This window comes from Chlorobaculum tepidum TLS (genome assembly GCF_000006985.1).
In the GTDB taxonomy this organism is placed as follows: domain Bacteria; phylum Bacteroidota; class Chlorobiia; order Chlorobiales; family Chlorobiaceae; genus Chlorobaculum; species Chlorobaculum tepidum.
The window spans coordinates 689,463-713,406 of record NC_002932.3; the positions used below are offsets into that span (position 1 = coordinate 689,463).

The 23,944-nt window shown below is 55.6% G+C and carries 22 protein-coding genes and 5 tRNA genes; 15 read left to right on the forward strand and 12 right to left on the reverse strand.

Features of this window, described 5'->3' with window-relative positions:
• Positions 1-6: 6 nt before the first annotated feature.
• Positions 7-288 carry a hypothetical protein gene (locus tag AYT24_RS03285; protein WP_010932387.1) on the reverse strand — a complete coding sequence of 94 codons (282 nt, stop codon included), beginning with the start codon at positions 286-288 and terminating at the stop codon, positions 7-9.
• A 115-nt stretch (positions 289-403) separates the two neighbouring features.
• Here AYT24_RS03285 and ald point away from each other — a divergent pair, with 115 nt between their 5' ends.
• Complete coding sequence (gene ald, locus AYT24_RS03290) at positions 404-1,507, forward strand: alanine dehydrogenase (protein WP_164926910.1); 1,104 nt, start codon at positions 404-406, stop codon at positions 1,505-1,507.
• A gap of 99 nt (positions 1,508-1,606) precedes the next feature.
• Here ald and AYT24_RS03295 read toward each other — a convergent pair whose 3' ends face one another.
• From AYT24_RS03295 to AYT24_RS03305, 3 genes are all read right to left on the reverse strand, one after another.
• Positions 1,607-2,050, reverse strand: a complete 444-nt coding sequence (locus tag AYT24_RS03295) for a PPC domain-containing DNA-binding protein (RefSeq protein ID WP_010932389.1) — start codon at positions 2,048-2,050, stop codon at positions 1,607-1,609.
• A 91-nt stretch (positions 2,051-2,141) separates the two neighbouring features.
• Positions 2,142-2,537, reverse strand: a complete 396-nt coding sequence (locus AYT24_RS03300; RefSeq protein WP_010932390.1) for a TspO/MBR family protein — start codon at positions 2,535-2,537, stop codon at positions 2,142-2,144.
• Between the two features lie 67 nt (positions 2,538-2,604).
• Positions 2,605-2,916 (reverse strand): hypothetical protein, encoded by a 312-nt coding sequence (locus AYT24_RS03305; RefSeq protein WP_010932391.1) that lies wholly within the window; start codon positions 2,914-2,916, stop codon positions 2,605-2,607.
• Between the two features lie 149 nt (positions 2,917-3,065).
• On the opposite strand from AYT24_RS03305, the gene AYT24_RS03310 reads away from it, so the two are divergent.
• A complete protein-coding gene (locus AYT24_RS03310) occupies positions 3,066-3,320 on the forward strand; it encodes a hypothetical protein (RefSeq protein ID WP_164926911.1) in 255 nt (84 codons plus the stop codon).
• Between the two features lie 175 nt (positions 3,321-3,495).
• Here AYT24_RS03310 and AYT24_RS03315 read toward each other — a convergent pair whose 3' ends face one another.
• From AYT24_RS03315 to AYT24_RS03330, 4 genes are all read right to left on the reverse strand, one after another.
• Positions 3,496-4,848, reverse strand: coding sequence for an EpsD family peptidyl-prolyl cis-trans isomerase (locus AYT24_RS03315; protein WP_010932393.1), 1,353 nt, complete (start codon positions 4,846-4,848; stop codon positions 3,496-3,498).
• 185 nt (positions 4,849-5,033) lie between these two features.
• Positions 5,034-5,132 (reverse strand): PEP-CTERM sorting domain-containing protein, encoded by a 99-nt coding sequence (locus tag AYT24_RS10610; RefSeq protein ID WP_164926912.1) that lies wholly within the window; start codon positions 5,130-5,132, stop codon positions 5,034-5,036.
• Positions 5,133-5,264: 132 nt separating this feature from the next.
• Positions 5,265-5,525: a hypothetical protein gene (locus tag AYT24_RS03325; protein ID WP_164926913.1), complete on the reverse strand. Its 261-nt coding sequence runs from the start codon at positions 5,523-5,525 to the stop codon at positions 5,265-5,267.
• Positions 5,526-5,966: 441 nt separating this feature from the next.
• Positions 5,967-7,709: a SulP family inorganic anion transporter gene (locus AYT24_RS03330; protein WP_164926914.1), complete on the reverse strand. Its 1,743-nt coding sequence runs from the start codon at positions 7,707-7,709 to the stop codon at positions 5,967-5,969.
• 413 nt (positions 7,710-8,122) lie between these two features.
• Between AYT24_RS03330 and AYT24_RS03335 the strand changes: the two genes are divergently transcribed.
• Together AYT24_RS03335 and AYT24_RS03340 are read left to right on the forward strand one after the other, a co-directional pair.
• Entirely contained in the window at positions 8,123-9,940 is a 1,818-nt protein-coding gene (locus tag AYT24_RS03335; protein ID WP_164926915.1) for a cation:proton antiporter, read from the forward strand.
• A 75-nt stretch (positions 9,941-10,015) separates the two neighbouring features.
• A complete protein-coding gene (locus tag AYT24_RS03340) occupies positions 10,016-10,972 on the forward strand; it encodes an alpha/beta fold hydrolase (protein WP_010932399.1) in 957 nt (318 codons plus the stop codon).
• Here AYT24_RS03340 and AYT24_RS03345 read toward each other — a convergent pair.
• Positions 10,956-11,621, reverse strand: coding sequence for a phosphoribosylanthranilate isomerase (locus AYT24_RS03345; RefSeq protein ID WP_010932400.1), 666 nt, complete (start codon positions 11,619-11,621; stop codon positions 10,956-10,958). The two genes, AYT24_RS03340 and AYT24_RS03345, sit on opposite strands and share 17 nt — an antisense overlap.
• 148 nt (positions 11,622-11,769) lie before the next feature.
• On the opposite strand from AYT24_RS03345, the gene AYT24_RS03350 reads away from it, so the two are divergent.
• The 3 genes from AYT24_RS03350 to AYT24_RS03360 all read left to right on the forward strand — a co-directional run bounded on the left by AYT24_RS03350 (position 11,770) and on the right by AYT24_RS03360 (position 13,473).
• Positions 11,770-11,841, forward strand: a tRNA-Gln gene (locus tag AYT24_RS03350).
• Between the two features lie 128 nt (positions 11,842-11,969).
• Positions 11,970-12,860, forward strand: coding sequence for a bifunctional methylenetetrahydrofolate dehydrogenase/methenyltetrahydrofolate cyclohydrolase (locus tag AYT24_RS03355; RefSeq protein WP_010932401.1), 891 nt, complete (start codon positions 11,970-11,972; stop codon positions 12,858-12,860).
• On the forward strand, positions 12,850-13,473 hold the full coding sequence (locus AYT24_RS03360) for a cyclodeaminase/cyclohydrolase family protein (protein ID WP_010932402.1): 624 nt from the start codon (positions 12,850-12,852) through the stop codon (positions 13,471-13,473). Before AYT24_RS03355 ends, AYT24_RS03360 begins: the two co-directional genes overlap by 11 nt.
• 101 nt (positions 13,474-13,574) lie before the next feature.
• On the opposite strand, the gene ahcY is transcribed toward AYT24_RS03360, so the two are convergent.
• Together ahcY and metK are read right to left on the reverse strand one after the other, a co-directional pair.
• Positions 13,575-14,990 (reverse strand): adenosylhomocysteinase, encoded by a 1,416-nt coding sequence (ahcY, locus tag AYT24_RS03365; protein ID WP_010932403.1) that lies wholly within the window; start codon positions 14,988-14,990, stop codon positions 13,575-13,577.
• 83 nt (positions 14,991-15,073) lie between these two features.
• Positions 15,074-16,288, reverse strand: a complete 1,215-nt coding sequence (gene metK / locus AYT24_RS03370) for a methionine adenosyltransferase (RefSeq protein WP_010932404.1) — start codon at positions 16,286-16,288, stop codon at positions 15,074-15,076.
• A gap of 427 nt (positions 16,289-16,715) precedes the next feature.
• On the opposite strand from metK, the gene AYT24_RS03375 reads away from it, so the two are divergent.
• On the forward strand, positions 16,716-18,428 hold the full coding sequence (locus tag AYT24_RS03375; RefSeq protein WP_164926916.1) for a metallophosphoesterase family protein: 1,713 nt from the start codon (positions 16,716-16,718) through the stop codon (positions 18,426-18,428).
• Positions 18,429-18,513: 85 nt separating this feature from the next.
• Positions 18,514-19,026 carry an HNH endonuclease gene (locus AYT24_RS03380; protein ID WP_010932408.1) on the forward strand — a complete coding sequence of 171 codons (513 nt, stop codon included), beginning with the start codon at positions 18,514-18,516 and terminating at the stop codon, positions 19,024-19,026.
• Between the two features lie 43 nt (positions 19,027-19,069).
• Here the strand turns inward: AYT24_RS03380 and AYT24_RS03385 are convergent, their stop codons facing one another.
• Entirely contained in the window at positions 19,070-20,047 is a 978-nt protein-coding gene (locus AYT24_RS03385) for a sugar phosphate nucleotidyltransferase (protein ID WP_010932409.1), read from the reverse strand.
• A gap of 293 nt (positions 20,048-20,340) precedes the next feature.
• On the opposite strand from AYT24_RS03385, the gene AYT24_RS03390 reads away from it, so the two are divergent.
• The 6 genes from AYT24_RS03390 (at position 20,341) to pheT (ending at position 23,931) form a co-directional block, all read left to right on the forward strand.
• Complete coding sequence (locus tag AYT24_RS03390) at positions 20,341-20,751, forward strand: NUDIX hydrolase (RefSeq protein WP_010932411.1); 411 nt, start codon at positions 20,341-20,343, stop codon at positions 20,749-20,751.
• 106 nt (positions 20,752-20,857) lie between these two features.
• Positions 20,858-20,933: transfer RNA gene (locus AYT24_RS03395), tRNA-Pro, on the forward strand.
• Between the two features lie 31 nt (positions 20,934-20,964).
• Positions 20,965-21,038, forward strand: a tRNA-Arg gene (locus AYT24_RS03400).
• A 26-nt stretch (positions 21,039-21,064) separates the two neighbouring features.
• Positions 21,065-21,140, forward strand: a tRNA-His gene (locus tag AYT24_RS03405).
• Positions 21,141-21,193: 53 nt separating this feature from the next.
• Positions 21,194-21,265 (forward strand) — tRNA-Glu (locus tag AYT24_RS03410).
• 233 nt (positions 21,266-21,498) lie between these two features.
• A complete protein-coding gene (gene pheT / locus AYT24_RS03415; protein ID WP_010932412.1) occupies positions 21,499-23,931 on the forward strand; it encodes a phenylalanine--tRNA ligase subunit beta in 2,433 nt (810 codons plus the stop codon).
• The last annotated feature ends 13 nt before the right edge of the window (positions 23,932-23,944 follow it).

Consider the following 23,944-nt stretch of genomic DNA (forward strand, 5'->3'; position numbering starts at 1 on the left):
CGCGTTTCAGCGCTTTTCGAAGCGCTGGTTCGGCATCGATTTGATGCCCGAAAAGATGAGCGATGCGACGAGCAGTATCACCCCCCAGACAGCAGAGATCAGGGTCGTCGCCACTCCGGGCAGCAGACCGAACTGCCAGAGGGTCGTGATGCAGAGCGCGAGCCAGAGCGCCACGATGGCGATGGCTTTTCCTTTGGCAATCGAACGCATCAGGGCCGGGATCGATGCGATGCACAGGCATCCTGCCGTCAGGAGCCAGTATGCGGGTTCGTGCGGAATAGTCATCATTCGGGATTTCGTGCAGGATTTTTTCAGGCCGCATCTTCACTTGCCACTGTTCCTGAAAACAGGCTGAAACAGTACATTGAAAAGAGAGGCGGAGAATCCTAATCATTTTTCTGCCATGAATATAGGAATTCCAAGGGAAATCAAGATTCGCGAGACCAGGGTGGCCTGCACTCCCGCGGGCGTGCGGCAGCTCGTCGGTGCGGGGCATCGCGTGGTTGTCGAGCGCGGCGCGGGCGAGGCGAGCGGGTTCAGCGACGAGAAGTACCGGTTGGCCGGAGCGGTGCTCGCTTCCTCGGCTGAGGAGGTCTGGAAGAGCGAGCTGGTCGTCAAGGTGAAAGAGCCGCTGGCGGAGGAGTATCGCTTTTTCCGGAAAGAGCTGGTCATCTTCACCTATCTGCATCTGGCCGGAGTGCCGGGTCTTGCCAAAGCGCTTGTGGATTCAGGCGTTACCGCCATTGGTTATGAGACCGTCGAGGTCGGCGGGCGTTTGCCGCTGCTCGCGCCGATGAGCGAGGTCGCCGGAAAGATGAGCGTGCTCATGGGCGGATACTATCTCTCGAAGCACAACGGCGGCGAAGGAAAGCTGCTGTGCGGCGTGCCGGGTGTGCTGCCCGGCAGGGTGCTCGTGCTTGGCGGAGGCGTCGCCGGCATGAGCGCCGCACGGATTGCTGCAGGACTTGGCGCGGAGGTGACGGTCATGGAGACCAACCACGACCGGATGCGTGAGCTGGAAGCCCAGCTTCCCGCCGAAGTGCATACGATCTACTCGAACGAGCAGCATCTCGAAGAGCTGTTACCGGGAACCGACCTGTTGATCGGTGCGGTGCTGCTTCCCGGCGCGACTGCGCCGAAGCTCGTCACACGCGGCATGGTGCAATCGATGAAGCCCGGTGCGGTGATCGTCGATATCGCCATCGACCAGGGTGGCTGCGTCGAGACCTCGCGCCCGACCTCGCACGTCGATCCGGTTTTCATCGAAGAGGGCGTTGTCCATTATTGCGTGACCAACATGCCTGCCGCCTATCCCGCCACCTCGACCGAGGCGCTGACCGGCGTGACGCTGCCCTACGTCCGGCGGCTCGCCGACCTCGGGCTGGAGAGCGCGATGGTGGTGATGCCCGGTCTCGCGGGCGGGTTGAATGTCTGGAACGGCAAAATCACCCAAGAAGCGGTAGCCCGCTCGCTTGGAATGGCGTGTGGGGAGAATCCGTTCGCGTGAGGGTGGGGAACGAGAATGAGACGGATGGGAGTTATGGGACTCGTGAGAGAAGCGTTGGATGCTTTTTACAATTCATAATTCAGCATTCATAATTCGCCTTCACGGTACGAGCAGTTTGAAGCCGGTTGCCTTGTCGGGCAGGCGGCGGGCTTGGGTGCCGAGCAGTTCCACCAGAATGACCTCCATGACGTGCCAGACTTTCACGCCGTTGCGCACGCAGCCGGTCACGGTGTTTTCCTCGCGGCCACAGGCCATGTGCAGGTGCACGACCGGCGCGCTGGTGTCGTCGGGGAACAAGGTGCCCGTGCCGACGATTTCGTGCGCGTCGTACAGTTCGTGCTCCATCGGATTGACCGGGTAAGTGCGGCTCTCTTCCGGGCCGACGACCAGTTTGCTCTCTTTGTCCGCTCCGCCGACCACGTTCAGGTAGGCCCGCTCGATCCCTTTTTCCTTCGCAAATCGTTCGATCTCTTCGTGAAAGATGTCGCCATCTTCAAGCCGGATGACGAAGACCCTTCCTTGTTGTGCTTCCGAGTATTTCATGCGCTGTGAATTCAAAAGATTGTAACTGTCGTTGCCGGTCTGCCGGTAAGGTAGCGATTCGGCTGCTTCCGGCAAGCGCGGGTCGGTGGATTTAGCGCTTGCCGGGATTGAGCCGCCAGATGCCAAAATTCAGCCAGGTGGCCAGAAGGCTCCAGCAGAAGTAGGGAGCGAGCAGCGCCGCCGCGAGCGGGTTGGTGTTGGCGAAGAAGACGATGATGGCGGCAAGCGTCGCGTCCATGAAGAGCAGATCGATGAGGGCTGCCAAGATTTTCTTTTTTCCGAAAAAGATCGAAGTCCATGAAAATCCTGCCAGAAAGTGCGCAGCCAGAATGACAAGTACCGTCGTGGCGTGAGGTTTGACCGGAGTCCGGAAATAGACAATCAGTGCTATGGCGATGAGCACGTACAGCGTTGACCAAACTGGCCAGAACACCTTGTTGGGTGGCGTCAGTTTCGGCTTGTTAAGCCCGTCATACCAGCTTTGCATGGTTCACTCTCCTTTTTCCGGAATAATGTTACGCCGCTGCAAATGGTTCCGATAACCGAAGTCGCCGTCAGGGATTGAAGGTGATTTGCAGGTTGTCGCTTTCGGCTTCCGTCATGGTGTAGGTGCCTTTTCTGCGGATGATGAGGCCTTTTTCTATTCCTTCGGGAATCATGCGAGCGGCGACATGGTCTGCCTCAGCGGCGTTGCACTCGGTGTTGAAGAACAGAGCCAGCGCATTGGGCTCGGCAGCGTCGAACTGTAGCAGGAAGTCGTTGTGATTGATGAAGACCAGGTCATCATAGGCGTAGGTGACCTCGTGGCCGAGCGCCTCGATCATTGCCATGACTTCGCCCAGCGGGCGTAACGGAGTTTGTTCCATGTTTATCGGACGGTTGGATTGCGGTTGCTTCCTGTCGCTTCTTACTAACGCGGAAGAGTTTGTTTTTGTTTAATAAATAAGATATAATTTTAATATCGACTAAAAAAATAAGTCGATTATTGACAATAATGTATGAAAAGGGGGGGGGTATGGCCGGAAGCGCATTGCAGACATGGGAGAAGGTGCTTGAATACGCATCGGTTCCACTGCATGGCACCATGTCGAGAAAAATCAGGAAAGGGGTCAAGTTGCAGATCAATGAGGGCACGGTCTATGAAAATGCCGTACTGTTTATCAGCGACCTGTTTCTGCGGGTGACCGAGGACTCTGCTGACACTTCGGTTAACACCTATTACAGCATCGATTCGATCGCGAGCATACGAACCTACAGCACCAAGGAGTGACGCTGGCCGGTTTCCTTCGATGTTTATGTACGGTAAGCGTGTTTGATCATGACACTTGACCCCGGTGTTGGCAAAAACTGCTGAAGTTTTACCGGACATGTCACGGAAGTAAATGACCGAAGTGACCGTTTTGCGGCGCTTCGGTCATTTACTTCAATATAGTTGGCTCTGTTCTTTACACGAGAGAACTCATCTTGATGGTTAGCACAACGCAGACAAGAATCAAAAATGCAATAAAGGACGCGATGAGCATGTAGGTTTTTCTTGACCATCCTCTCGAAATACCGACATTCAGCAAGTAGCTTGCGAAAACTCCAACGATTATTCCGCCAGCGATGTAAGCGAGCATCGCAAGTATGGCCAGCTTGCTCCAGACCAGCACAAGCTCGAAAATTATGACTACGGCTATCAGCAACAGCAAGGCAAAAAGGTAAATTTGGCGAGAGAGCGGGGTGGTATGTCGAATATCGAACGTTGCTGTCCGTTCGGCGTCGTTTGCCGATCCCGGCCAGAGCCGTGGCAGCCACAACATGCTGTAAAATGTTCGCATGACAGCGGTTAGCATCATGATTGTCAGAGTGAATGATGCGGTCAAACCCGAGCCAAGGATAATCTTTTTGTACAGTTCTCTGGTCGCTTTATTGGCATCAGGCACAGGAAGCGCCGAGAGCTTGTCTTTTCCGTCGGCCGTTTTTGCATACTCGTTATAGTAGGTGATTTTGGCGTTGTCGAGCAATTCTTGCATTGCTTTCGACAGCGCCTGATTTCTCTGATTGGCTTCAATCATCGCGGCTGCCGCTCTTCTTGCCGGATCGCCTTCGAGGGGAGCCGGAATTGCATCATGCAAGACCAGTATCACAGAGACCTTGTCTCCCGATCGTACAACCTGGGGTGTGTTCGGTTTAAGCTTGTTTAAAACTGCGAGAATGGGGGCGGGGAGCTGTTCGGAGGTCAGCGCTTTGAGTGAGCTGTTGAATGGTTTCTTTTTGGCTTTCAGTTCATCGAGAAGGCCGCTGAGTGGTGCTCCATTGGTTGCCATGGCGTCCAGCGACTCCAGAAGCGGCATATCGACGCCGGGAAAGATGACTTCTTCAAAGACATAGAGCTTTCGTCCCGCAAACAGTTGGGGCGCATTCTGAACAACCGATTCTGCCTGGTCGGGAGTAACCGGTGCCTGATTTCCCGCAAGCTTTCTTTCGGCCAACCCTGCCAGCACGTTTTTCTGTGCGGCATACAGCGCCATGCTGTAGTCCGGGTTATTGTCGAGCTTCATCTCTTTGGCTTTTCCGGCCAGAAGTTCGATACGAATCAGGTCAGAAAGAATACGCCTTTTCAGATTGGCGGAATCTTCTGCACTCATGCCAGGCATTGCGGTGCGTTGGTAAAAATAGTCTATCTGGCGATTGGTAATTTCTACGCCATTGACAACTGCCGCCACGCCGCTATTCGACTCTTGAGCGGATTTCTCAGAGCAGCCGACAAGAATGGCGAATAGCAGCACAAAAAACAGAGAGGTGATTTTTTTCACGGTTTTATGAAATAAGTTATGCTCTCATTACGAACAAGATACACGGCAAATATAAAGTGAAACCTGCCAAATAATGAAGTTAAACTTACTGCTATTTCTTTTTTCCATTCCCTTGACCCAGAACAACGAAAACCCGGAAAGTACCGGGTCTTCGTTTCTCTCACAACAGTCATCAGCAAGAGCTGTCAAAAAGCAACCTCTTCTTTTCTGCTCTCATACAGCTTGCGTCCGCCAGCGAGAAGTCCGCCAATGCCAAGCAGCATCACGGTAGCCGGTTCAGGCACCGGGCCGGCGGTTGTGCCGCCCCCACCTGTACTAACAGTCCAATTTACAGTCTCGTTGGGAGCTGATGAGGTAACATAGAAACCATTAATAGTAACAGATCTTCTATTTGGATTAATTCTTCTTGTCACGGTCTATACCGCGGTATAAGCATCTGCGAGTGTACTATTAATCATGTTTGATGAATCGCCGATGCCAGTCATTATGCCTGTTGTCGTTAGCGTAATGGTATCGCCTGGATTCAAAACAGAAGTACCATCGACCGTAAGTTTATAGTTCCACTGGTTGGGGCCTGTGCTGGTGTTAACAAATGTGATGTTGGCTAAAGCCTGAGAAGGCTCGAAGCCGGTCATTAGGGCTACGCCCAAGCCGATTGTTGATAAGAGTTTTTTCATGATCGTCTTTTTTTTGTTATCGAAAAGCCGATAACAAAAAAAAGCGCAACGCTAACCACTGTTGTTCGGGAAGGGGTAAAAGGACTGCTTAACGATTAGCCCTATTCTACCGTCGAGAGGTTTGCAGTGATTCAAGGGTACTGCATTATTTGATACTGCAAATTAAGTGTAAGAAATATGATTCGGATTTGGAAGAAAAATTTTGACTTTTCTGTTGATTCATGCAGAAAGAAAGATATTTAAGGAATATGATTTTCTTGTTTTTTTATCAAGACGTCATAATGTTATAGTTATTTTATATTCACTGGATATAAAATTAGTATTCTGATTTGCCCCTTTCCCGTTCGCCAAGAACCATGATTTGCTCTGCTGGCGCGTCACCCTTTCCATGCCAGATTCCCGCTCCGAACGTTGCCGGAGCGGGAATCTGCTTTGAGCGGGTTACTTGCCGGAGCCTTTGCTTTCGATCTTCGCCTGCAACTCTTTCTCTCGTTTGACGCTGGCGACGAAACCCGCCGGGCGTCCCTGTACGGGCAGGCCGAGCAGGCTTCGCGCGCGGTCGAGGGCGTCGTCGATGTTCCCGAAGATGTTCTCCTCGCCGATTTCATCCGCGAGGCCGTATTGCTGCATCGCAAAGAGCGGCTGGGTGTGAACTCCGGAAAGAATGAGTGTTGTGCCCGATTTCCGGCAATCGTTGAACAGCTCCTTCAGCATGTTCAGGCCGGTGGCATCGATGCTCATCACCTTGCGCATTCTGAGAATCCGGATCGACGGCGCCTTCTCGACCACGTGCATGGCATCTTTGAACTTTGAGGCTGCACCGAAAAAGAGCGGGCCACTGATTTCGAAAACATCCACGCCTTCAGGGATGCTCCGGTTGACGATGGCGTTCGGATCGGCCTCGTCCTCCTCGTCCTTCAGCTCGCCGGTGATGACGCCGACGTTGGCCAGACTCGCCATGCGCTTCATGAAGAGGATCACCGAGAGCAACATGCCGACCTCGATGGCGATGGTGAGGTCGAAGATCACGGTAAGGCCGAAGGTGGTCAGCAGCACCGCCACGTCGCTCTTCGGGCTTTTGAGCAGCTGTCGGAAGACGTGGTGCTCGCTCATGTTCCAGGCGACCACGATCAGAATCGCCGCCAGAGTCGGCATCGGAATCAGCTTGGCCCACGAGCCGAACACCAGCATGATGCCGAGCAGCGTGATGGCGTGCACGATGCCCGCAATCGGTGTCCGCCCGCCGTTTTTGATGTTGGTCGCCGTGCGGGCGATCGCGCCGGTGACGGGAATGCCGCCGAAGAGCGGCGAGACGATGTTCGCCACGCCCTGAGCGACAAGCTCCATGTTTGACTTGTGTCGGGCGCCGATCATGCCGTCGGCGACCACCGCCGAGAGTAACGCCTCGATGGCTCCGAGCAGGGCAATGGTGGTGGCGGGCATGATGAGGTGGCGGATGGTCGCCATGTCGAGCGACGGAAAGCTCGGCGCGGGAATCGAGGCCGAAATGTCGCCGAAGCGGGTTTCGATGGTGTCAACCTGGAGATGCAGCATGTGCACGGCCACGGTGGTGACGATGAGGGCGATCAGCGGGCCGGGGATTTTCCGCGAGACTTTCGGCCAGAACACGATAATCAAGAGGGCCACCGCGCCGACGAGAATCGTCTCCGGGCTGGCCGTCGGCAGGGCTTTGAAGTAGGCGGCCCACTTGTCGATGAAGTCGGCGGGTACGCTGGCCATGTGCAGACCGAGAAAGTCCTTGACTTCACTCGAAAAGATGATGATCGCGATGCCGCTGGTGAAGCCAACCACGACCGGATAGGGGATGAACTTGATGAGCGAGCCGAGGTGTGACAGGCCCATGATGATAAGAATCACGCCCGCCATGATGGTGGCGATCATGAGGCCGTTGAGGCCGTACTGCTGCACGATACCGTAGAGAATAACGATGAACGCACCGGTCGGCCCGCCGATCTGGACGCGGCTGCCGCCGAGAAAGGAGATGAGGAAGCCGCCGATGACGGCGCTGATGAGGCCCTTTTCGGGCGAAACGCCCGAGGCAATGGCGAAGGCGATGCCAAGCGGCAGGGCCACGATGCCGACGAGAATTCCGGACACGATGTCACGGCCAAGCTGCTCCTTGGTCAGCTCTGGAAGAACGGTAAACAGTTTTGGTTTGAACATTTGCTGGAAATGGTCTGATGTGAAGGAACGGCAGTTCCCTGCCACCGGCGGACGGCAAATCGACGGGTCGCCCGAACGGATAATGCCCGGAAGGGTTCGACTCTCCGGGCTCATTCGGGTTGACGATGTCGTCGGGTTGCTTTTCCCCAGTCAGCCTTGAATTCTGCCAGGGATTCGTTCAAGAGCTTTCCGGCAAGCGTTGCCGCACTGGTGCAGGAACTGTCAACTGGTTGATAATGTATGATTTTCACCGGATTATCAATGGCTCAGTCAAAATATTTGAGGTGCATTTGCGCCTTTTCTCTTGGTATCTTACACTGAAGCAGACCTGACGCACCACCGCTTGTGCATGGCGCGCATACTGAGTTGCAATGATTCTTCTCTGTTTTCCCGGTTCTGAACAAGGTATTGGAATGCATCAGTTTGAATTTCTTGGACAACTGGTCCTGATCGGGGCGCTTGCCATTGTCAATATTCTCGTGTTCCAGAAGATCCGGATTCCTCCGGTGATCGGCCTGATCTTCACGGGTATCATGCTCGGGCCGACGGGGTTCCATGTTATCCGGAACAGCGGGCTGATTTCGACGCTTGCCGAAATGGGCGTCGTGCTGCTGCTTTTTACCATCGGGCTGGAGTTTTCGGCCGATGATCTGAAAAAACTCCGGAAGATCGTCCTGTTCGGCGGAACGGCGCAGATTCTCCTGACCGGTCTGGTGATCGCCATGTTTTCGTACTGGCTGATGGATGCAATCGGCAAGTCGGTTGGCAGCAAGGAGGCGCTCGTGCTTGGCTTTTCGTTTTCGGTTAGCAGTACCGCGCTGTGCCTGAAAATTCTCTCTGACCGGGGCGAACTTGGTTTCGATCACGGCAAGATCGCCCTTGGCATCCTGATCTTTCAGGACATGGCCATTGTGCCGCTGATGTTCGGATTCAGCTTTCTGACCCGCGGCAGCTCGATGCCGCTCGAATCATCGTTTGAGGAGATCGCGCTCTTGCTGCTCTTCGCCATCGGCATGTTCGGCGGATTCCGGCTGCTGATGCCGAAAATCGTCCGGATCATCACCGAGCTGCACGCGGGCGAGGTGCTGGTGCTGGGCGCACTGGTGCTCTGCTTTGGCGCGGCATGGCTCGCCTCGCTCATCGGCCTTTCCCTTGCGCTCGGCGCGTTTATGGCCGGAATGGTGATCGCCAGTACCGACGGCAGCCACCGCATCAGCCGCACCATCGATCCTTTCAGGGAGGCGATGACCAGCATCTTTTTCGTCTCGGTCGGTCTGTTGCTCGACGTGAACATGATCGAGCTGCCGTGGCTCATCGCTATCGCCCTCGTGGTGCTGGTGGTCAAAGGGTTGATCATGACCGGCATTTTGATGGCGCTTGGTTTTTCGTTGCGGGTCAGCCTCATGTCGGGCATGGTGCTGGCACAGATTGGCGAGTTTTCCTTTGTGCTCGCCGGTACAGCCAAAGATGCCGGGCTGCTTGACCAGCACATGTTCCAGTCGATGCTGGCGGTCATTGTCGTTACCATGATCGTCACCCCGGCGCTGATCTCCGCCGCGCCGAAATTTGCTGCCCAGGTCGCGCCAGCGCTCGGCTTTATGCCACTCGCATCCAAACCAGAGCCGAAACAGCCAGCGCGCGCCGCTGCCGGGCCGATTGTCTGCCGGGGTGAAATTCACGCCGCCATTATCGGATTCGGCCTGATCGGCAGGAATATCGCCGCCGTGATGAATGCCACAAACCTGAACTATACGGTGCTTGATACCGACCGCAAGACTGTCAAGACGATGCGCCGCCAGGGCGAGCCGCTTTTTTATGGTGACTGCACGGAGCGCAAGTCACTGTTGCGTATTGGCGTCGATCACTCCCGCGCCGTGGTGATCTGCATTCCGGAAATCGACGCGGCCATTCAGTGCATCCGCCTCGTGCGGGAGATCAATCCCGGCGCGTTCATCATTGTGCGTTCCCGTTCACTCGAATCGACGAACCGTTTTTACCGCGCCGGAGCCGATGCTGCCGTGACCGAGCTGTTCGAGACATCGATCCAGATGTTTTCCGAACTGCTCAAACACTTCAGGGTCGAACCTGAAACGATTCTCGCTCAACAGGAAATTATCAGGCGCGAGGGCGGCAACATTTTCCGTGAACTGGTAACTGAAACGGATGGTTCCGGCGACGATCCAGCTAAAAAATCTCAAAATGGCGCGGGCTTCGTCACTTCTGAAACGTGATGGCAACATAGCGTGCAATCGTGATTTTTACATACATTGAACGGTAGTGTCCATCTGAACTTCTTTTGAAAAGTCATGGATAACGTGCCGGAACCATCGTCTGAAAAATTCAGAGCTTATCGGCAGAAGCTGCTCGATCAGCTCGAAACTTCGAGCCAGGGCGAACGGCACCGGGCTCAATACGAGCTTGAGCTGATGCGCAACAGCCATTTCGTCAAAGTCGGCGGCCTGCTGCATCACTATCACGATTCGGGGCCGGAAAATCCGCGCGGTACCGTGCTGCTCATCCATGGCTGGGATTGCTGGTGGATGTGGTGGCATCGCATCATCCGTGAGCTGAATGCCGCGGGATACAGGACGGTAGCCTACGACATGAAAGGGCATGGCTGGTCGGAAAACGATCCCGAGAACCGTTATCAGATCGCTGATTTTGTGCGTGACCTCGATGAGCTGATCCGGGCGATCGGACTGAAAGATTTGCATATCGCGGCATTTTCGTTCGGGCCGTTCGTGGCGCTCGACTATGTCAACACGTACCCGAACAGCGTCCGGTCAATGGTGTTTTTCAACTTCGGTTATCTTCCGAACAGCGAATTCATTTCAAAAGTCGCGCCTGCCACGATCATTTTCATCTTCAATATCATGATGCGGAAGCTTACTTGGTGGCTTCCCGCCTACATCTTCGCCCGGCTCGTGCTTTCGAGAAACTCGGTCATGATGCATGACATCAAGGTCGGTTTTGAGAGCCTCGGATTCTGTGCATCAGAGGCCATTGAGCAGACGGCACAGCAGATTACAGCCATGGAAACGACCCAGATGCTTCCCGATATGGTTCGGGCTGTCAGGGTGCCCATACTGTTCGCGGCTGGAGAGGGAGATGTGATCATGACCTGCGAAAACGCCAGAAAATTGCAGGAAATGACCCCATCAGGCAGCTATCTCTGCGTGCCGGATTGCGGCCATCTCATCACGCTGGAGCTTCCACAAACTGCTGCGGAGATTGTGCTTCAGCACATCAGCAGCAATTCGTGAGCGACCGGTCGGCCTTGCGCACTGCTTCGACGAACTGCCTGATCTTCAGCGCATCCTTGATGCCTGGTCCCGACTCGACGCCGCTGGCCGTATCGACGCCCCAGGGCCTTATCAGCGTCACGGCGTCACCGACGTTCTCCGGCTTCAGTCCGCCCGCGAGCAGCGCCCAGCTGAAATCACGAGTTTCATCAAACAGCGACCCCGCTGTTTGTGCCTCGATGCTCTGGCCGGTGCCGCCAGCCATCGCCGGGCTGTAAGCGTCGAACAGAAAGCTCCTGCATCCCGTTTTTTCAGTGAACTTTCTCACCTGCGAAACCTCAAAACCCGGACTTGGCCGGAACACCCGGATCACCCGAACGCCCTTGATCTGCAAAGTCTTTTCAGCATCGTAGTCATCCGAATGGAGTTGCGCGACCAGCAAGCCGCAGTGGCGGCAGATGTCGTTGATCTCCTCGGGCGACTGCTCAACGAAGACACCGACCGGCGTGACCAGCGGAGGCAATCCGGCGATAATGCTTCGGGCCGTTTCGGCATCAATCCTGCGGGGGCTTTTGCGGCTGAAGTTGAAGCCGAGGGCGTCGGCACCAGCGAGCGCTGCTTCCAGGGCATCTTGCGCGCGGGTGATGCCGCAGATCTTGATTTTCGTCATGAGCGAGCCGGAATGTATGTTACAGAAAGCTGAATAGAAAGGTAAAAAAGCCCGCTCTCTTTTTCGCGCTCATTCGGGCTTCATTTTGTGTTTTAAGCTATTTATCCGTATAATTAAAGCCGTTTTCAGAACGATCTTCCGCGAATGATGGGGCGTCGCCAAGTGGTAAGGCATCGGCCTTTGGAGCCGACATCCGCAGGTTCGAATCCTGCCGCCCCAGCAAAAGAGTCGGATATGATAACTTTCCATCCGGCAGGAGCATAGCCCGCCATCTCCTTGAATATTCCATTCCCGGCACTTGCGCCCGTCAGGAACCTCGATGAACCGAACCGACCCCACCACTGAATCATGAAAGTGCTTGAACCGAACCCTGTTGCCGCCTCGTTTCGTGACGCCGTCCGCCGGCAGATTAGCGAGGAGCAGCTTACGATCAACATTGTTGGTATTCTCGCCTCAGACGACCCCGCCTCGATCACTTATGCCGACTATACCCGCGCCGGATGCGAAGATGTTGGCATTCATTTTGATCTCAGGAAGTGCGAGCCGGAGTCGGTGAGAGCCACCCTCGAAGCGGCTAATCGCGACAGCGCTGTTCACGGCATTTTCGTCTATTACCCGATCTGGGGCGACAAGCGCGACGCGGAGTTGCGCGACCTGATTTCGCCACACAAGGATGTTGAGGGGTTGTCGCCGCACTGGATCAAAAAGCTCTACGCCAACGAGCGTTTCGACGACACGGAACGGAGATTCAAGTCGATTTTGCCCTGTACGCCGCTGGCCATTATCAAGCTGCTCGAAGTCACTGAAGCTTACGCACCCTTCGGCTTGCCGTTTGGCGGCCAGCAGATCACCATTTTCAACCGCTCGGAGGTCGTCGGCAGACCGCTTGCTTACATGCTCTCGAACGACGGCGCACGTGTTTACTCTTTCGATATTAACGGCGGTTTTGTCGTCGACGTCAACAGCTCTGACCACGAATCGCGCCCCGTCACGCGTGAGGAGGCGCTCAGCCAGTCGGATATCGTTATCACTGGCGTGCCGTCGCCGCACTTTGAAAAGGTGAGGGCTGAGGAGCTGAAGCCGGGCGCGATCTGTCTCAACTTCTCCTATATCCAGAACTTCGAGCCGGAGGCCAAAGAGGCTGCGTCGCTTTACATTCCGAGGGTCGGCCCCATGACGGTGGCCATGTGTATGAGAAACGCCCTGCAACTCTATCACAACTACCACCATGAAGTCTGACGGAACGCTCGGGTGGAGCGCAATCTCCACCTATCTCGACAGTCTTGCCAGCGCTGACCCCACTCCCGGCGGCGGCGCGGCGGCGGCAGTCACGGCGGCACAAGGCGCGGCGCTGCTCTCGATGGTTTGCAACCTGACCATCGGCAAAAAGAAGTTCGCCGATGTCGAGCATGAAGTCCACTCGATTCTCGACCAGTGCGAAACCGCCCGCCGCCAGATGCTCAACCTCGGCGACCGCGACATGGAGGTGTTTGGCACGATCATGCAGATCTACAAGATGCCGAAAGCGACGCCGGAGGAGGCCGATGCTCGCCGGGCTGCGATCCAGCAGGCGCTCAAGGCCAGCGCCGAAGTGCCGTTCGAGCTGTTCAAGCGCTGCCTGGCCATGTTGCCTCTCGCAGATCGCCTCGAAAAGATTGGCAACCCCAAGGTGTTGAGTGACGTAATCGTTGGCCGCTATCTACTGGTTGCCGGGCTGATGAGTGCCATGGCAAACGTCGAGGTCAACCTCGCCAGCATCGACGATGCCGAATTCTGCAAAGCCAAACGCGAGGTTATGCTTCCAGCAATCGCAAGCATGGGCGTGAGCTGGCGGGGGCTGGCGGGCGTTTAATTGGATCTGACTGATTCGTCTGATCTGTCCGATTTTTAAACAAAAAAAGCCGCCCTTTTTCGGGCGGCTTTTTTGGCGTTGATCCAGCGGTGAACCGCAGATCAGTAGCGGTAGTGTTCGGGCTTGTAGGGGCCTTCGACCGGTACACCGATGTAGTCGGCCTGCTCTTTGGTGAGCGTGGTCAGCTTGGCGCCAATCTGGCCGAGGTGCAGCCGCGCAACCTCTTCGTCAAGCTTCTTCGGCAGGCGATAGACACCAACTTTGTAGTCGTTCTGCCAGAGTTCGATCTGGGCGAGCGTCTGGTTGGTGAAGGAGTTGCTCATCACGAACGACGGGTGGCCAGTGGCGCAGCCGAGGTTCACCAGGCGGCCTTCGGCGAGCAGGTAAATGCAGTTGCCGTTTTCGAAGACATACTTGTCAACCTGCGGCTTGATGTTGATTCTGGTCGCGCCCTTGAAGTTGTTGAGCGCATCGACCTGGATTTCGTTGTCGAAGTGGCCGATGTTGCAGACAATCGCTTCGTCGCGCATCTGCTTGATGTGGTCGAGGGTGATCACATCCTTGTTACCGGTGGCGGTGACGAAGATGTTGCCTTCCTTGACAGCCTCTTCCATGGTGGTGACTTCAAAACCCTCCATGGCGGCCTGCAATGCGCAGATCGGGTCGATCTCGGTGACGATCACGCGAGCACCGTAGGAGCGCATCGAGTGGGCGCAGCCTTTGCCGACGTCGCCGTAGCCAAGCACAACGACCACCTTGCCGGCGATCATGACGTCCGTGGCGCGCTTGATGCCGTCAGCGAGCGACTCTCTGCAGCCGTAAAGGTTGTCGAACTTCGACTTGGTGACCGAGTCGTTGACGTTGATGGCCGGGAAAAGCAGTTCGCCCTTTTCCATCATCTGGTAGAGGCGATGCACGCCGGTGGTGGTCTCTTCGGAGACACCCTTCATGCCGGCGGCAACCTTGTGCCAGCGCTGGTTGTCTTCGGCGAAGACAGCCTTGAGCTGCTGGAGGAGCGCTTTCTCTTCGGCGTTGCCCGGGGTTTTGTCGAGCATCGAAGGATCATTCTCGATCTTGTAGCCGAAGTGGATCATCAGGGTTGCGTCGCCGCCGTCATCGACGATGAGGTTCGGGCCGAGGCCGCCTTCAAACTCAAGAATCTGACGGGTGCACCACCAGTACTCGTCGAGGGTCTCGCCCTTCCAGGCGAACACCGGCACACCGGCGGCAGCGATAGCCGCTGCGGCGTGATCCTGCGTCGAGAAGATGTTACAGCTCGCCCAGCGCACGTCCGCGCCGAGTTCGACGAGCGTTTCGATCAGGACGGCAGTCTGGATGGTCATGTGCAGGGAGCCAGCGATGCGGGCGCCTGCCAGTGGCTTCTTGCCTTCGTATTTCTTGCGCGTAGCCATCAGGCCCGGCATCTCTTTTTCAGCGATTTCGATCTCTTTGCGGCCCCATTCGGCAAGCGAAATATCGGCCACCTTGTAGTCGAGCACTGCTGCTTCTGTTGTCATGATGTCAGCGTGTTTTCAGTTTTTTCAGAATAAGGGAAAGCCTCCGGGACGCAAGTCCGCAGAGGCTTTCAGAGGGTTTTTGATCAGAGGCCCAAAGCGGCTTTCAGCTCGGCAACCTTCTCGGTCTTTTCCCACGGGAACTGTTCGCGACCGAAATGGCCGTAAGCAGCCGTGTCGCGGTAGCACCAGCCGTGCGGACGGTCGAGGTTGAAGCGGCGGATGATGGCCAGCGGGCGGAGATCGAAGATCGCCTCGGCTTTCTCCTGGATCTGCTCGTCGGAGAGGCCGTGCTTGCTGGTGCCGTGGGTGTTGATGTAGATCGAGATGGGACGGGCAACGCCGATGGCGTAGGAGACCTGCACGGTGCACTTGTCGGCCAGACCTGCGGCGACGATGTTCTTGGCCACGTGGCGGGCTGCGTAAGCCGCGCTGCGGTCAACCTTCGACGGGTCTTTACCGGAGAACGCGCCACCGCCGTGCGGAGCTGCGCCGCCGTAGGTGTCAACAATGATCTTGCGGCCAGTCAGACCGGTGTCGCCGTGAGGACCGCCGATTTCAAAACGACCGGTCGGGTTGATGTGGAACTTGGTGTTCTCGTCGATCAGCTTGGCGGGGATCACCTTCTTGATGACGTTTTCGATGACGTCATTCTTGATGACGGCCTGGAACTCGGCTTCGCTCATGCCTGCCGGTTCGGGATCGTGCTGCGTTGAGACCACCACGGCCTCAACGCGGAGCACGTTATCGTTTCCGTCGTATTCGAGCGTCACCTGGCTCTTGGCGTCGGGGCGGAGGTAGGTCATGATCTTGCCCTCCTTGCGGATTTCGGCGAGCAATCTGACCAGCTCCTGCGCGTACTGGATGGCGGCAGGCATCAGCTCCGGGGTCTCGGTGCAGGCGTAACCGAACATCATGCCCTGGTCGCCAGCGCCAACGCGGTCGAACTCGTCGGCGATCTCTTCCTTGCGGTCAACGCCACGGTTGATGTCGGGCGACTGCGAGTGCAGGGCCGAGAGGATGCCGCAGGAGTTTGCGTCAAACATGTATTCTCCCTTGGTGTAACCGATCTCGGTAATGGTTTTGCGGGCGATGGTCTGGACATCAACGATGCCTTTGCTGGTGACTTCGCCGCCGACGATCACCTGACCGGTGGTAACGAACGTTTCGCAGGCGACGCGGGAGTTGGGGTCCTGTTTGATGAACTCATCCAGCACGGCGTCGGAAATCTGATCGGCCACCTTGTCCGGATGGCCTTCTGAAACTGATTCCGAGGTAAAGTAATACCTTGAATGTGACATAGTTTCCCTTTCGGTTTTTTGTTAATCGAACGACAAGAACGGCAGGTGTCCGGCGGTTTGCCGATGCGGTTTTCTCGTGAAGGTGAATGTCGCGGAGGGACAAACGGGACACGGGAAACCTTTCGGCAAGCTCCGGGGACAACTCCCGCAAGAGAGCTTTTGGCACCGTGTCCATAGGTAATGGGGATGCCGGAAAATCAACGACAAATGTACGAATTCGAAATTTGCCATGCAAGTTCAATGTGGAGGGCTAGGTGAATTCTTCTGTGGCAGGAACCGGTGGACGATGTGGATAAAAGAGAGGTAAATAGTTAGCATGAAGTTCACAATACTGAGTGGTAATGGATGGCGTCAATGGTTTATTTTCTCGGGTGATGAGGGTGTTTTGCGGAAAAACCTTACCAGACAATAATAATAATCATCTGTGATGAACATTGGTGGCTTGTTCAGGAAAACCGGCGTGGTGTTTGCGCTGTTCGTGCTGCTTTCGGGGCGGCCGTCGGTGCTTTGGGCCGAGGCGTGGAAGTTCGGGGTGATGGGGGATACGCAGTGGACAACGGCCGATCCTTCGGGGCAAAATCCGCACACTGTGCCGGTTTCGATCATCCGGCAGGTGAACCGGCAGTTCATTGATGCTGGCGTGAAGTTCGTCATTCAGGTCGGCGACCTGAGCGACGACGGCAAGGAGATTTCCGAAGAAGAACGGGTGGCTGCCGCTCAACCGCTGATCGATGCAGGCATCGGTTTTTTTGCTTTCCGGGGCAATCATGAGGCTAAAAGTGCGGAGAACGGTTACGGTGCGCCCGGCTTCCGGCAGCGTTATCCCCAAAATCGCGACGGCGGTTTCACGAAATCGGATGGCGGCTCGTTTACCGTTGGTTCGAATTTTAGCAGTCCGGTCAAAATCAGCCGCGATCTCGACGGATTGAGCTACTCGTTCGATTTCGGCGAGGGCCAGGAGCGGGCGCGTTTCGTCATCATTGACAACTGGCCGCTGCCGGGTCGCCTGGTCGCCAATTCGACGCACTATCCTTCAGGCTACACCATTGCCGACCAGCAGCCCTGGATTAGCGCCCAGCTCGACAAGCACAACAGGAAAACGCCCCACGTTTTTGTCTTGTCGCATCAGCCGCTGATTGGCGAGGGGCACCAGGACACGCTTTTCAGCGGCTTCGCCAATGAGCATCCGGAATGGCAGAACCGGTTTTTTGAGAGCCTGCAAAGCAACGGCGTGCGCCTGTTCATCTGCGGCCACGATCACATCCACCAGCGCTCGGTCATTACGAGTCCCGACGGCAAATCGAAGGTCGAACAACTCATCGTGCAATCGAACAGCAGCAAGTTCTACACGCCGAAATCCCTCGACGACACCAACTGGTTCGGCCAGAAAAGCCGCGAGATTTCGGTTTCACAGGAGCGCGAGTCGGTCGGTTACTATATCTTTACCATCGACGGCCCGAGCGTGACGGTCGATTATTGGGCCGACGACCACGGCCACTGGCAATCCGACGCCAACTTTCCGCAAGGGGCGGGTCGTGCCGACACCGGCGTGACGCCGCAGTTTCACTTCGTCAAAAAGGAGCGCTGGAGCTACAGCCTGAACGGCAAGCAGTTCCTCGTTCCGCAGGGCGCGAGCTACACGGTGGTGCGGGATCGGTTCAATGGCTGCGAAGCGCGGATTCTCGATGGCCTCAACACGAGCGAGTCGCGAGATGCCAGCCTCGACAGCACCGGCCAGGGGCGGCCTCTGACGAAAGTGGTCAACACCGGCTGGATTGCTGCCAAACCGTCCAGGCATAGCGGCAAAAATCCGGCAATCCCTGTTTTTCAACTCAGCGGACTTGGCGAGTCGGGCAGTGATCACACCGATCATTATGTACTGTCGATGAGCTATGACCCGGCAACGGTTCGTCAAAAAAACATTGCCAGCGGCGGGTTCGGTCTTGTGACGCAAGACGCCGCCGGGCGGTGGCTCAACGCAGTCGAGGCCAATTCCGGCGGCGCGGCAACCTTCATCGACGGGCCGTGGAGGCGCGGTTACGCGCTCGGCTCGCATGGCATCGACCGTAAGCATCACCGCGCTTGGGCGGTACTGAACCATGAGGGCGCTTTTGCCGTGGCGAATTTTTCTGCACATTGAGGCTCAAGCCCTCGCCGTCAATTCAAGAATGGATAACTGAAATGGAGGTCTGATAACCGGAAATGTCCTGCAACCGGAGACAACCATGCTGCTGCAAAAATCCAAAGTTCTGGTACTCAACGCGAGTTACGAACCGCTGAGCATCTGCGATGCCCGCAATGCCGTGCTACTGCTCTTTTGCGGCAAGGCGATGATGGTCGCCAGCCATCCGGAGCACCGTATCCGCACGGTAACGGAGAACTTTCCGCTGCCGAGCATCGTCAGGCTGATGGTGTACGTACGAATCGATTACCGGGGCGCGGTGCTGAACCGTAAAAACCTCTTCAGGCGGGATGGATTCAGGTGCCAGTATTGCGGCTGCAAGGATGGCTCGCTGACGGTCGATCACGTCATGCCGAAATCACGCGGCGGCGAGGACACCTGGGAGAACCTCATCACCGCCTGCAAGTCCTGCAATACGAAAAAGGGAAACCGCACGCCATCAGAAGCAGGTATGGCCATGCTGAACAAGCCGTGCAGGCCGAGCAATATCACCCTCATGCGCCAGCACTACCGCTCGATCTCCGACGAGTGGAAGCCCTACCTCTTCATGAGCTGACCGGCAAGCAAGCCGCTCTGCCCGCCGGTTGCGAATCATCCGCTCAGCCCATCCGTATTTCCGAATAGTCGCCGATGTTCAGCTCGTGGCCCATCGCCGAAACGATGGCGTTGTTGCCGACGATCGACCGGTCCAGCATGATCTCGCTGACCTGCGACTTGCGTCCGATGATGGAGTTCATGATGATGGAGTCCCTGACGACCGCATGTTCGGCGATGGTGGCGTTCGGGCCGATGATGGAGTTGGTGACGGTGGCGCTGTCGGCAATGAAAACCGGCGGGTTGATGATGCAGCCGGGAAGTGATTTTTGCCGGGTATCCCTCTGCAAGAGAACTTCGTTCGTTGAGAGAAGCGTTTCAGGTTTGCCGCAATCGTACCATCCCTGCACCGGGAAGGTTGAAAATGGTTCGCCGAGATCGATCATGTGCTGCAGGGCGTCGGTAAGCTGGAATTCGCCTTTGGTCCGGATGTCGTTGGTGATGATGTAGTCAATGCTGTTGAAAAGCGTGCCTGCCCTGTGCAGAAAATAGAGTCCGACGATTGCCAGATTGCTCACCGGTTGCTCCGGCTTTTCCACGAGCCGCACGATCCTGTCGCCCTCGGTGACCACCACCCCGAAGCGTCTCGGATCATCAACCTCTTTGACCCCGAGCGTCGAAATACTGCTGCCGAGTACCAGCTTCAGGTCGACATCAAAAATGGTGTCTCCGAGGATGATGAACAGTGGCTCTTCATCGATCACATGCGGTCTGCACATATGGACCGCATGGGCGAGACCGAGCTGGTCGGCCTGGGTGACAAAGGTCAGTTTGATAGCATAGTGTGAGGTGAGGTACTCCTCGATTTTGCCTCCGAGATAACCAACGATGATCACGGCCTCATCAATGCCCGATTCGATGAGTTTGTCCATGATATGCCCGATGATCGGCTTGCCGGCTACATTGAGCAGTACTTTCGGTTGGGAAAAGGTATGCGGACGAAGACGGCTTCCGACACCGGCAACGGGAATGATGGCTTTCATGTCAGGGGTCGCTTTTGATTGACTGAAAATATGCGCATCAATTTACTTCAATTGCAGGAGATTATCATGATTTGAAAGTCGGTGAAAAAACATCGTTCAGGTAATCGGAGAAATTGCGTTCTTGCAAGTGGTGTTGTGTTTGCGGGCTTTTGTGCGGTAAAAGATCATTGTGACATCATAGTGAAACAGGCATGGAAAAAAGCTGAAATCTTGTATCTTTTGCACGGTTCTTTCCTATAACAATCGTTATAGGAAAGGTTGTTCATGTAACGTTTTACTTCTTTCGGGCAATCATGGCCAATGGAACGGTTAAAATAGCGGAACAGTCAGGCGTGCTGCCAATTGCCGGTGACAAGATTGTGCTGATTACGGCCCGCGGTTCCGGGCGCTGGATCATCCCCAAAGGGTATATCGAGAAAGGCATGTCGCCCGCCGAATCTGCTGCAAAGGAGGCATGGGAGGAGGCTGGTATTGTCGGAAGCGTTCGGCATGAAGAGATCGGCACCTACTCATACCGCCGTCCGTCGGGTATCTTTTCGGTCAGGATTTATCCCCTCGAAGTTGAGTCCTTGCTTGAGCAGTGGGATGAGATGCATGTCCGTCAGCGTCGGCTGGTCACGCCATCGGAAGCTATAGAGATGATTTGTCTCAAGGAGCTGAGGAGTCTCATAACTGATTATCTGATAAAGCGTTTCGATTTTTGATCCGCTGATCATTGTGCTGTTTGCTCTCGGTTTTTTGTGAAGGGTTTCTGAAAATTTTGTTTGGTGATTTCGGCTCAAGTCGTATATTGCAAGCCTTCCGTTAAGACGGGGCATGGCGCAGCTGGTAGCGTGCCTGCTTTGGGAGCAGGAGGTCCCGAGTTCGAGTCTCGGTGCCCCGACCAGGGAGAGCAATAACTGATTGAAAAGCGTTATGTGCCCGTAGCTCAACCGGATAGAGCATCAGCCTTCTAAGCTGAGGGTTACAGGTTCGAGTCCTGTCGGGCATACAGGAAGAGGATTTTTCGCTTTTCATGGTGATTGTAGCTCAGTTGGTTAGAGCGCCAGGTTGTGGCCCTGGAGGTCGGGGGTTCGAGTCCCCTCATTCACCCCGGTTCTGTAATGGGCTTCCGCAATTTAACGGGAAGCGTTTTTGGAATTGAACGGCCCCATCGACTAGTGGTTAGGTCATCACCCTTTCAAGGTGGTAGCACGGGTTCGAATCCCGTTGGGGTCACACTATAGCTCCGATAAACTTCGCGGTTTTGACGTGAGTTGAGTATACACGCTGGTTATCAAGCTCTGTGCTGTTGCAGGTTCAGAGCTTTTTTTGTTAGGTTGCGGCATCTCTGAACATTGCCGGTCATTCGATTGCGCGGCCTCGGCTGGCATGCTGGCGCATCGGCTCTGCATCGTTCCTGACGATTTTCCGAGATGCTTTTCATGAATGCATTGCACTAATACCCGCCCATGAAAATCTCCGTCAACTGGCTCAAGGAGTTTGTTCCCTCTCTTTCATTTGATTGTTCTGGACTCGTCGATTACCTGACCTTTCTTGGTCTCGAAGTTGAAGATGTTTTTGAACAAAAGCTGCCCGACCAGAAGGTGATTGTCGGTAAAATTGTCGAGGTCAGACCCCATCCGAATGCTGACCGGCTTCGGATCTGCATGGTCGATACGGGCGAAGGTGAGCTGCGGCAGATTGTCTGTGGCGCGCCGAACGTCGAGGCTGGCATGATGGTGCCGGTGGCTACCATTGGCGCTGTGCTGACGGCTGTTTCCGGTGAAACCTTCACCATCAAGCCTGCGAAAATTCGCGGCGAGCACTCGTCCGGGATGATCTGCGCCGCTGATGAACTCGGATTATCGGATGATCATGATGGTGTGATGGTGCTCGACGAGGCGTGTGAGATTGGCCAGCCGCTTGCCCGCTACCTCGAAACCGACACGGTGCTTGACATCGCTGTGACGCCGAACCGTCCCGATGCGCTTTCGCATCTTGGCGTCGCCCGCGAGCTGGCCGACTGTAACGAGATTGTCTATCCGCAAGCACCGGTGATCGAGTTCACTCGTGGCGGTGGTCTTATCGAGGTACAGGACGAGGAGTCGTGTCCTTACTACACGGCCACGGTCATCAAGGGCGTGACGGTTGGTCCGTCGCCGCGATGGCTTGCCCGCCGACTCGAACAGATCGGCCTACGCCCAAAGAACAACATCGTCGATATCACCAACTACATTCTTCATTCGTTTGGCCAGCCGCTGCACGCTTTCGACTATCACCAGCTTGCCGGTAGCCGCATTGTCGTGCGCAGCGACGCCGAGAGCAGCTTCATGGCGCTCAATAAGGTGGAGTACCAGCTCCAGCCAGGTATGACGGTTGTTTGTGACGCGCGTGAGCCGGTGGCTATTGGTGGCGTGATGGGCGGCCTTCATTCGGCGGTTACCGATAAAACCACCGACATTCTGCTCGAAGCTGCGTACTTCAATCCGGCCTCGGTCAGGAAAACCGCCAAGCAGCTTCAGCTCTCTTCTGATTCCTCTTATCGTTTTGAGCGCGGTGTCGATCCGTGCAACGTGAAGCGGGCCGCCGAATACGCCATCGCCATGATTCTTGAAATCGCTGGCGGCAATGTCGATTCCGCCGAGGCGTGGGGCGACATGCCTGCCGCACAGAAAATCGTGTCACTCAGGCCCAAACGTGTTAATGCTGTGCTCGGCAGTTCGATCACCGCCTCCCGGATGGTTCGATTGCTGGAGAAAATCTGTATCAAGGCGGTCTCGCAAGAGGCTGTGTCGGACGATGTTGATTCTATCGCGTTTTCTGTGCCCTCCTTCCGGGTCGATATCGAACAGGAGATCGACCTGATCGAAGAGGTCGCACGCCTGTACGGGTACAACAATCTGGAACCGGCACCTGTAATGGTTTCCAGCTATCCGGTTAGCCGCAAGGTGCCTGAATATTTTCCCGATTATTTGCGTAGCATCATGATCGGCCTGAATTTCAGGGAGGTGCTCACCAACCCTCTGATCAGGAAAGCCGAAGCTGACTGCTTCAGCTCGATGCTGGTCAACGTGCTCAATCCGATCAGTGAAGAGCTCGAAGTGCTTCGCCCGAACCTTGCCCCCTCGCTGCTCAAAGTCGTTGGGTACAATATGCGGCACGGCAATCGCGAGCTTCGCCTTTTCGAGGTTGCACACGGATTTGAGAAGCAGCCGGAAGCCGGGCGCGGCAACGAGGGGCCACTGTCGGCATTTCTTGAAAAGGAGTTGCTTTCGATGGTGATAACCGGTCGACGTGAACCCAGAAGCTGGAACCGCCAGGACGAGAACGTCGACTTTTACGATCTCAGGGGCGTAGTGGAGATGTTGCTTGAAAAGCTGAACTTACTTGAAAAATCAGCTTTCAATATTTATAATGCTCGAACTATTGGTATTGAAATCACCTCGACGGAAAACGGGAAAACGTCCGTTCTGAAGGCGGGGACGGTTCAGCAGGTCAACCGGGAGGTGCTCGATGTTTTTGGTCTTGATCAGGATGTGTATCTGGCTGAGCTCGATGTTACGCTGCTGGAGCGATGTTTTGAGTCAGGCGTGATCTATGAGCCCCCGTCGAAGTTCCCCGTGGTTGAAAGAGATCTTTCATTCGTGCTTCCCCGTCATATTCCGGCCCAGCGCCTGATCGATCTTGCAAAGGCGAGCGATCCGCGGGTCAGGTCGGTTCGGATTTTCGATGTGTTCGACCGAGGAACAACTCAGGGAGAACCCTCAACGCGAAGCGTGGCGCTTTCGCTTGAGCTTGCCGACAGGTCGGGAACCATGAACGAAGAGGCGATCAGCGCCGTCATCTCGAAGGTGATTGACAATGCCAGGAGTGAACTTGGTGCGGTAATTCGGCAAGTTTGATCCAGCCCGGTTT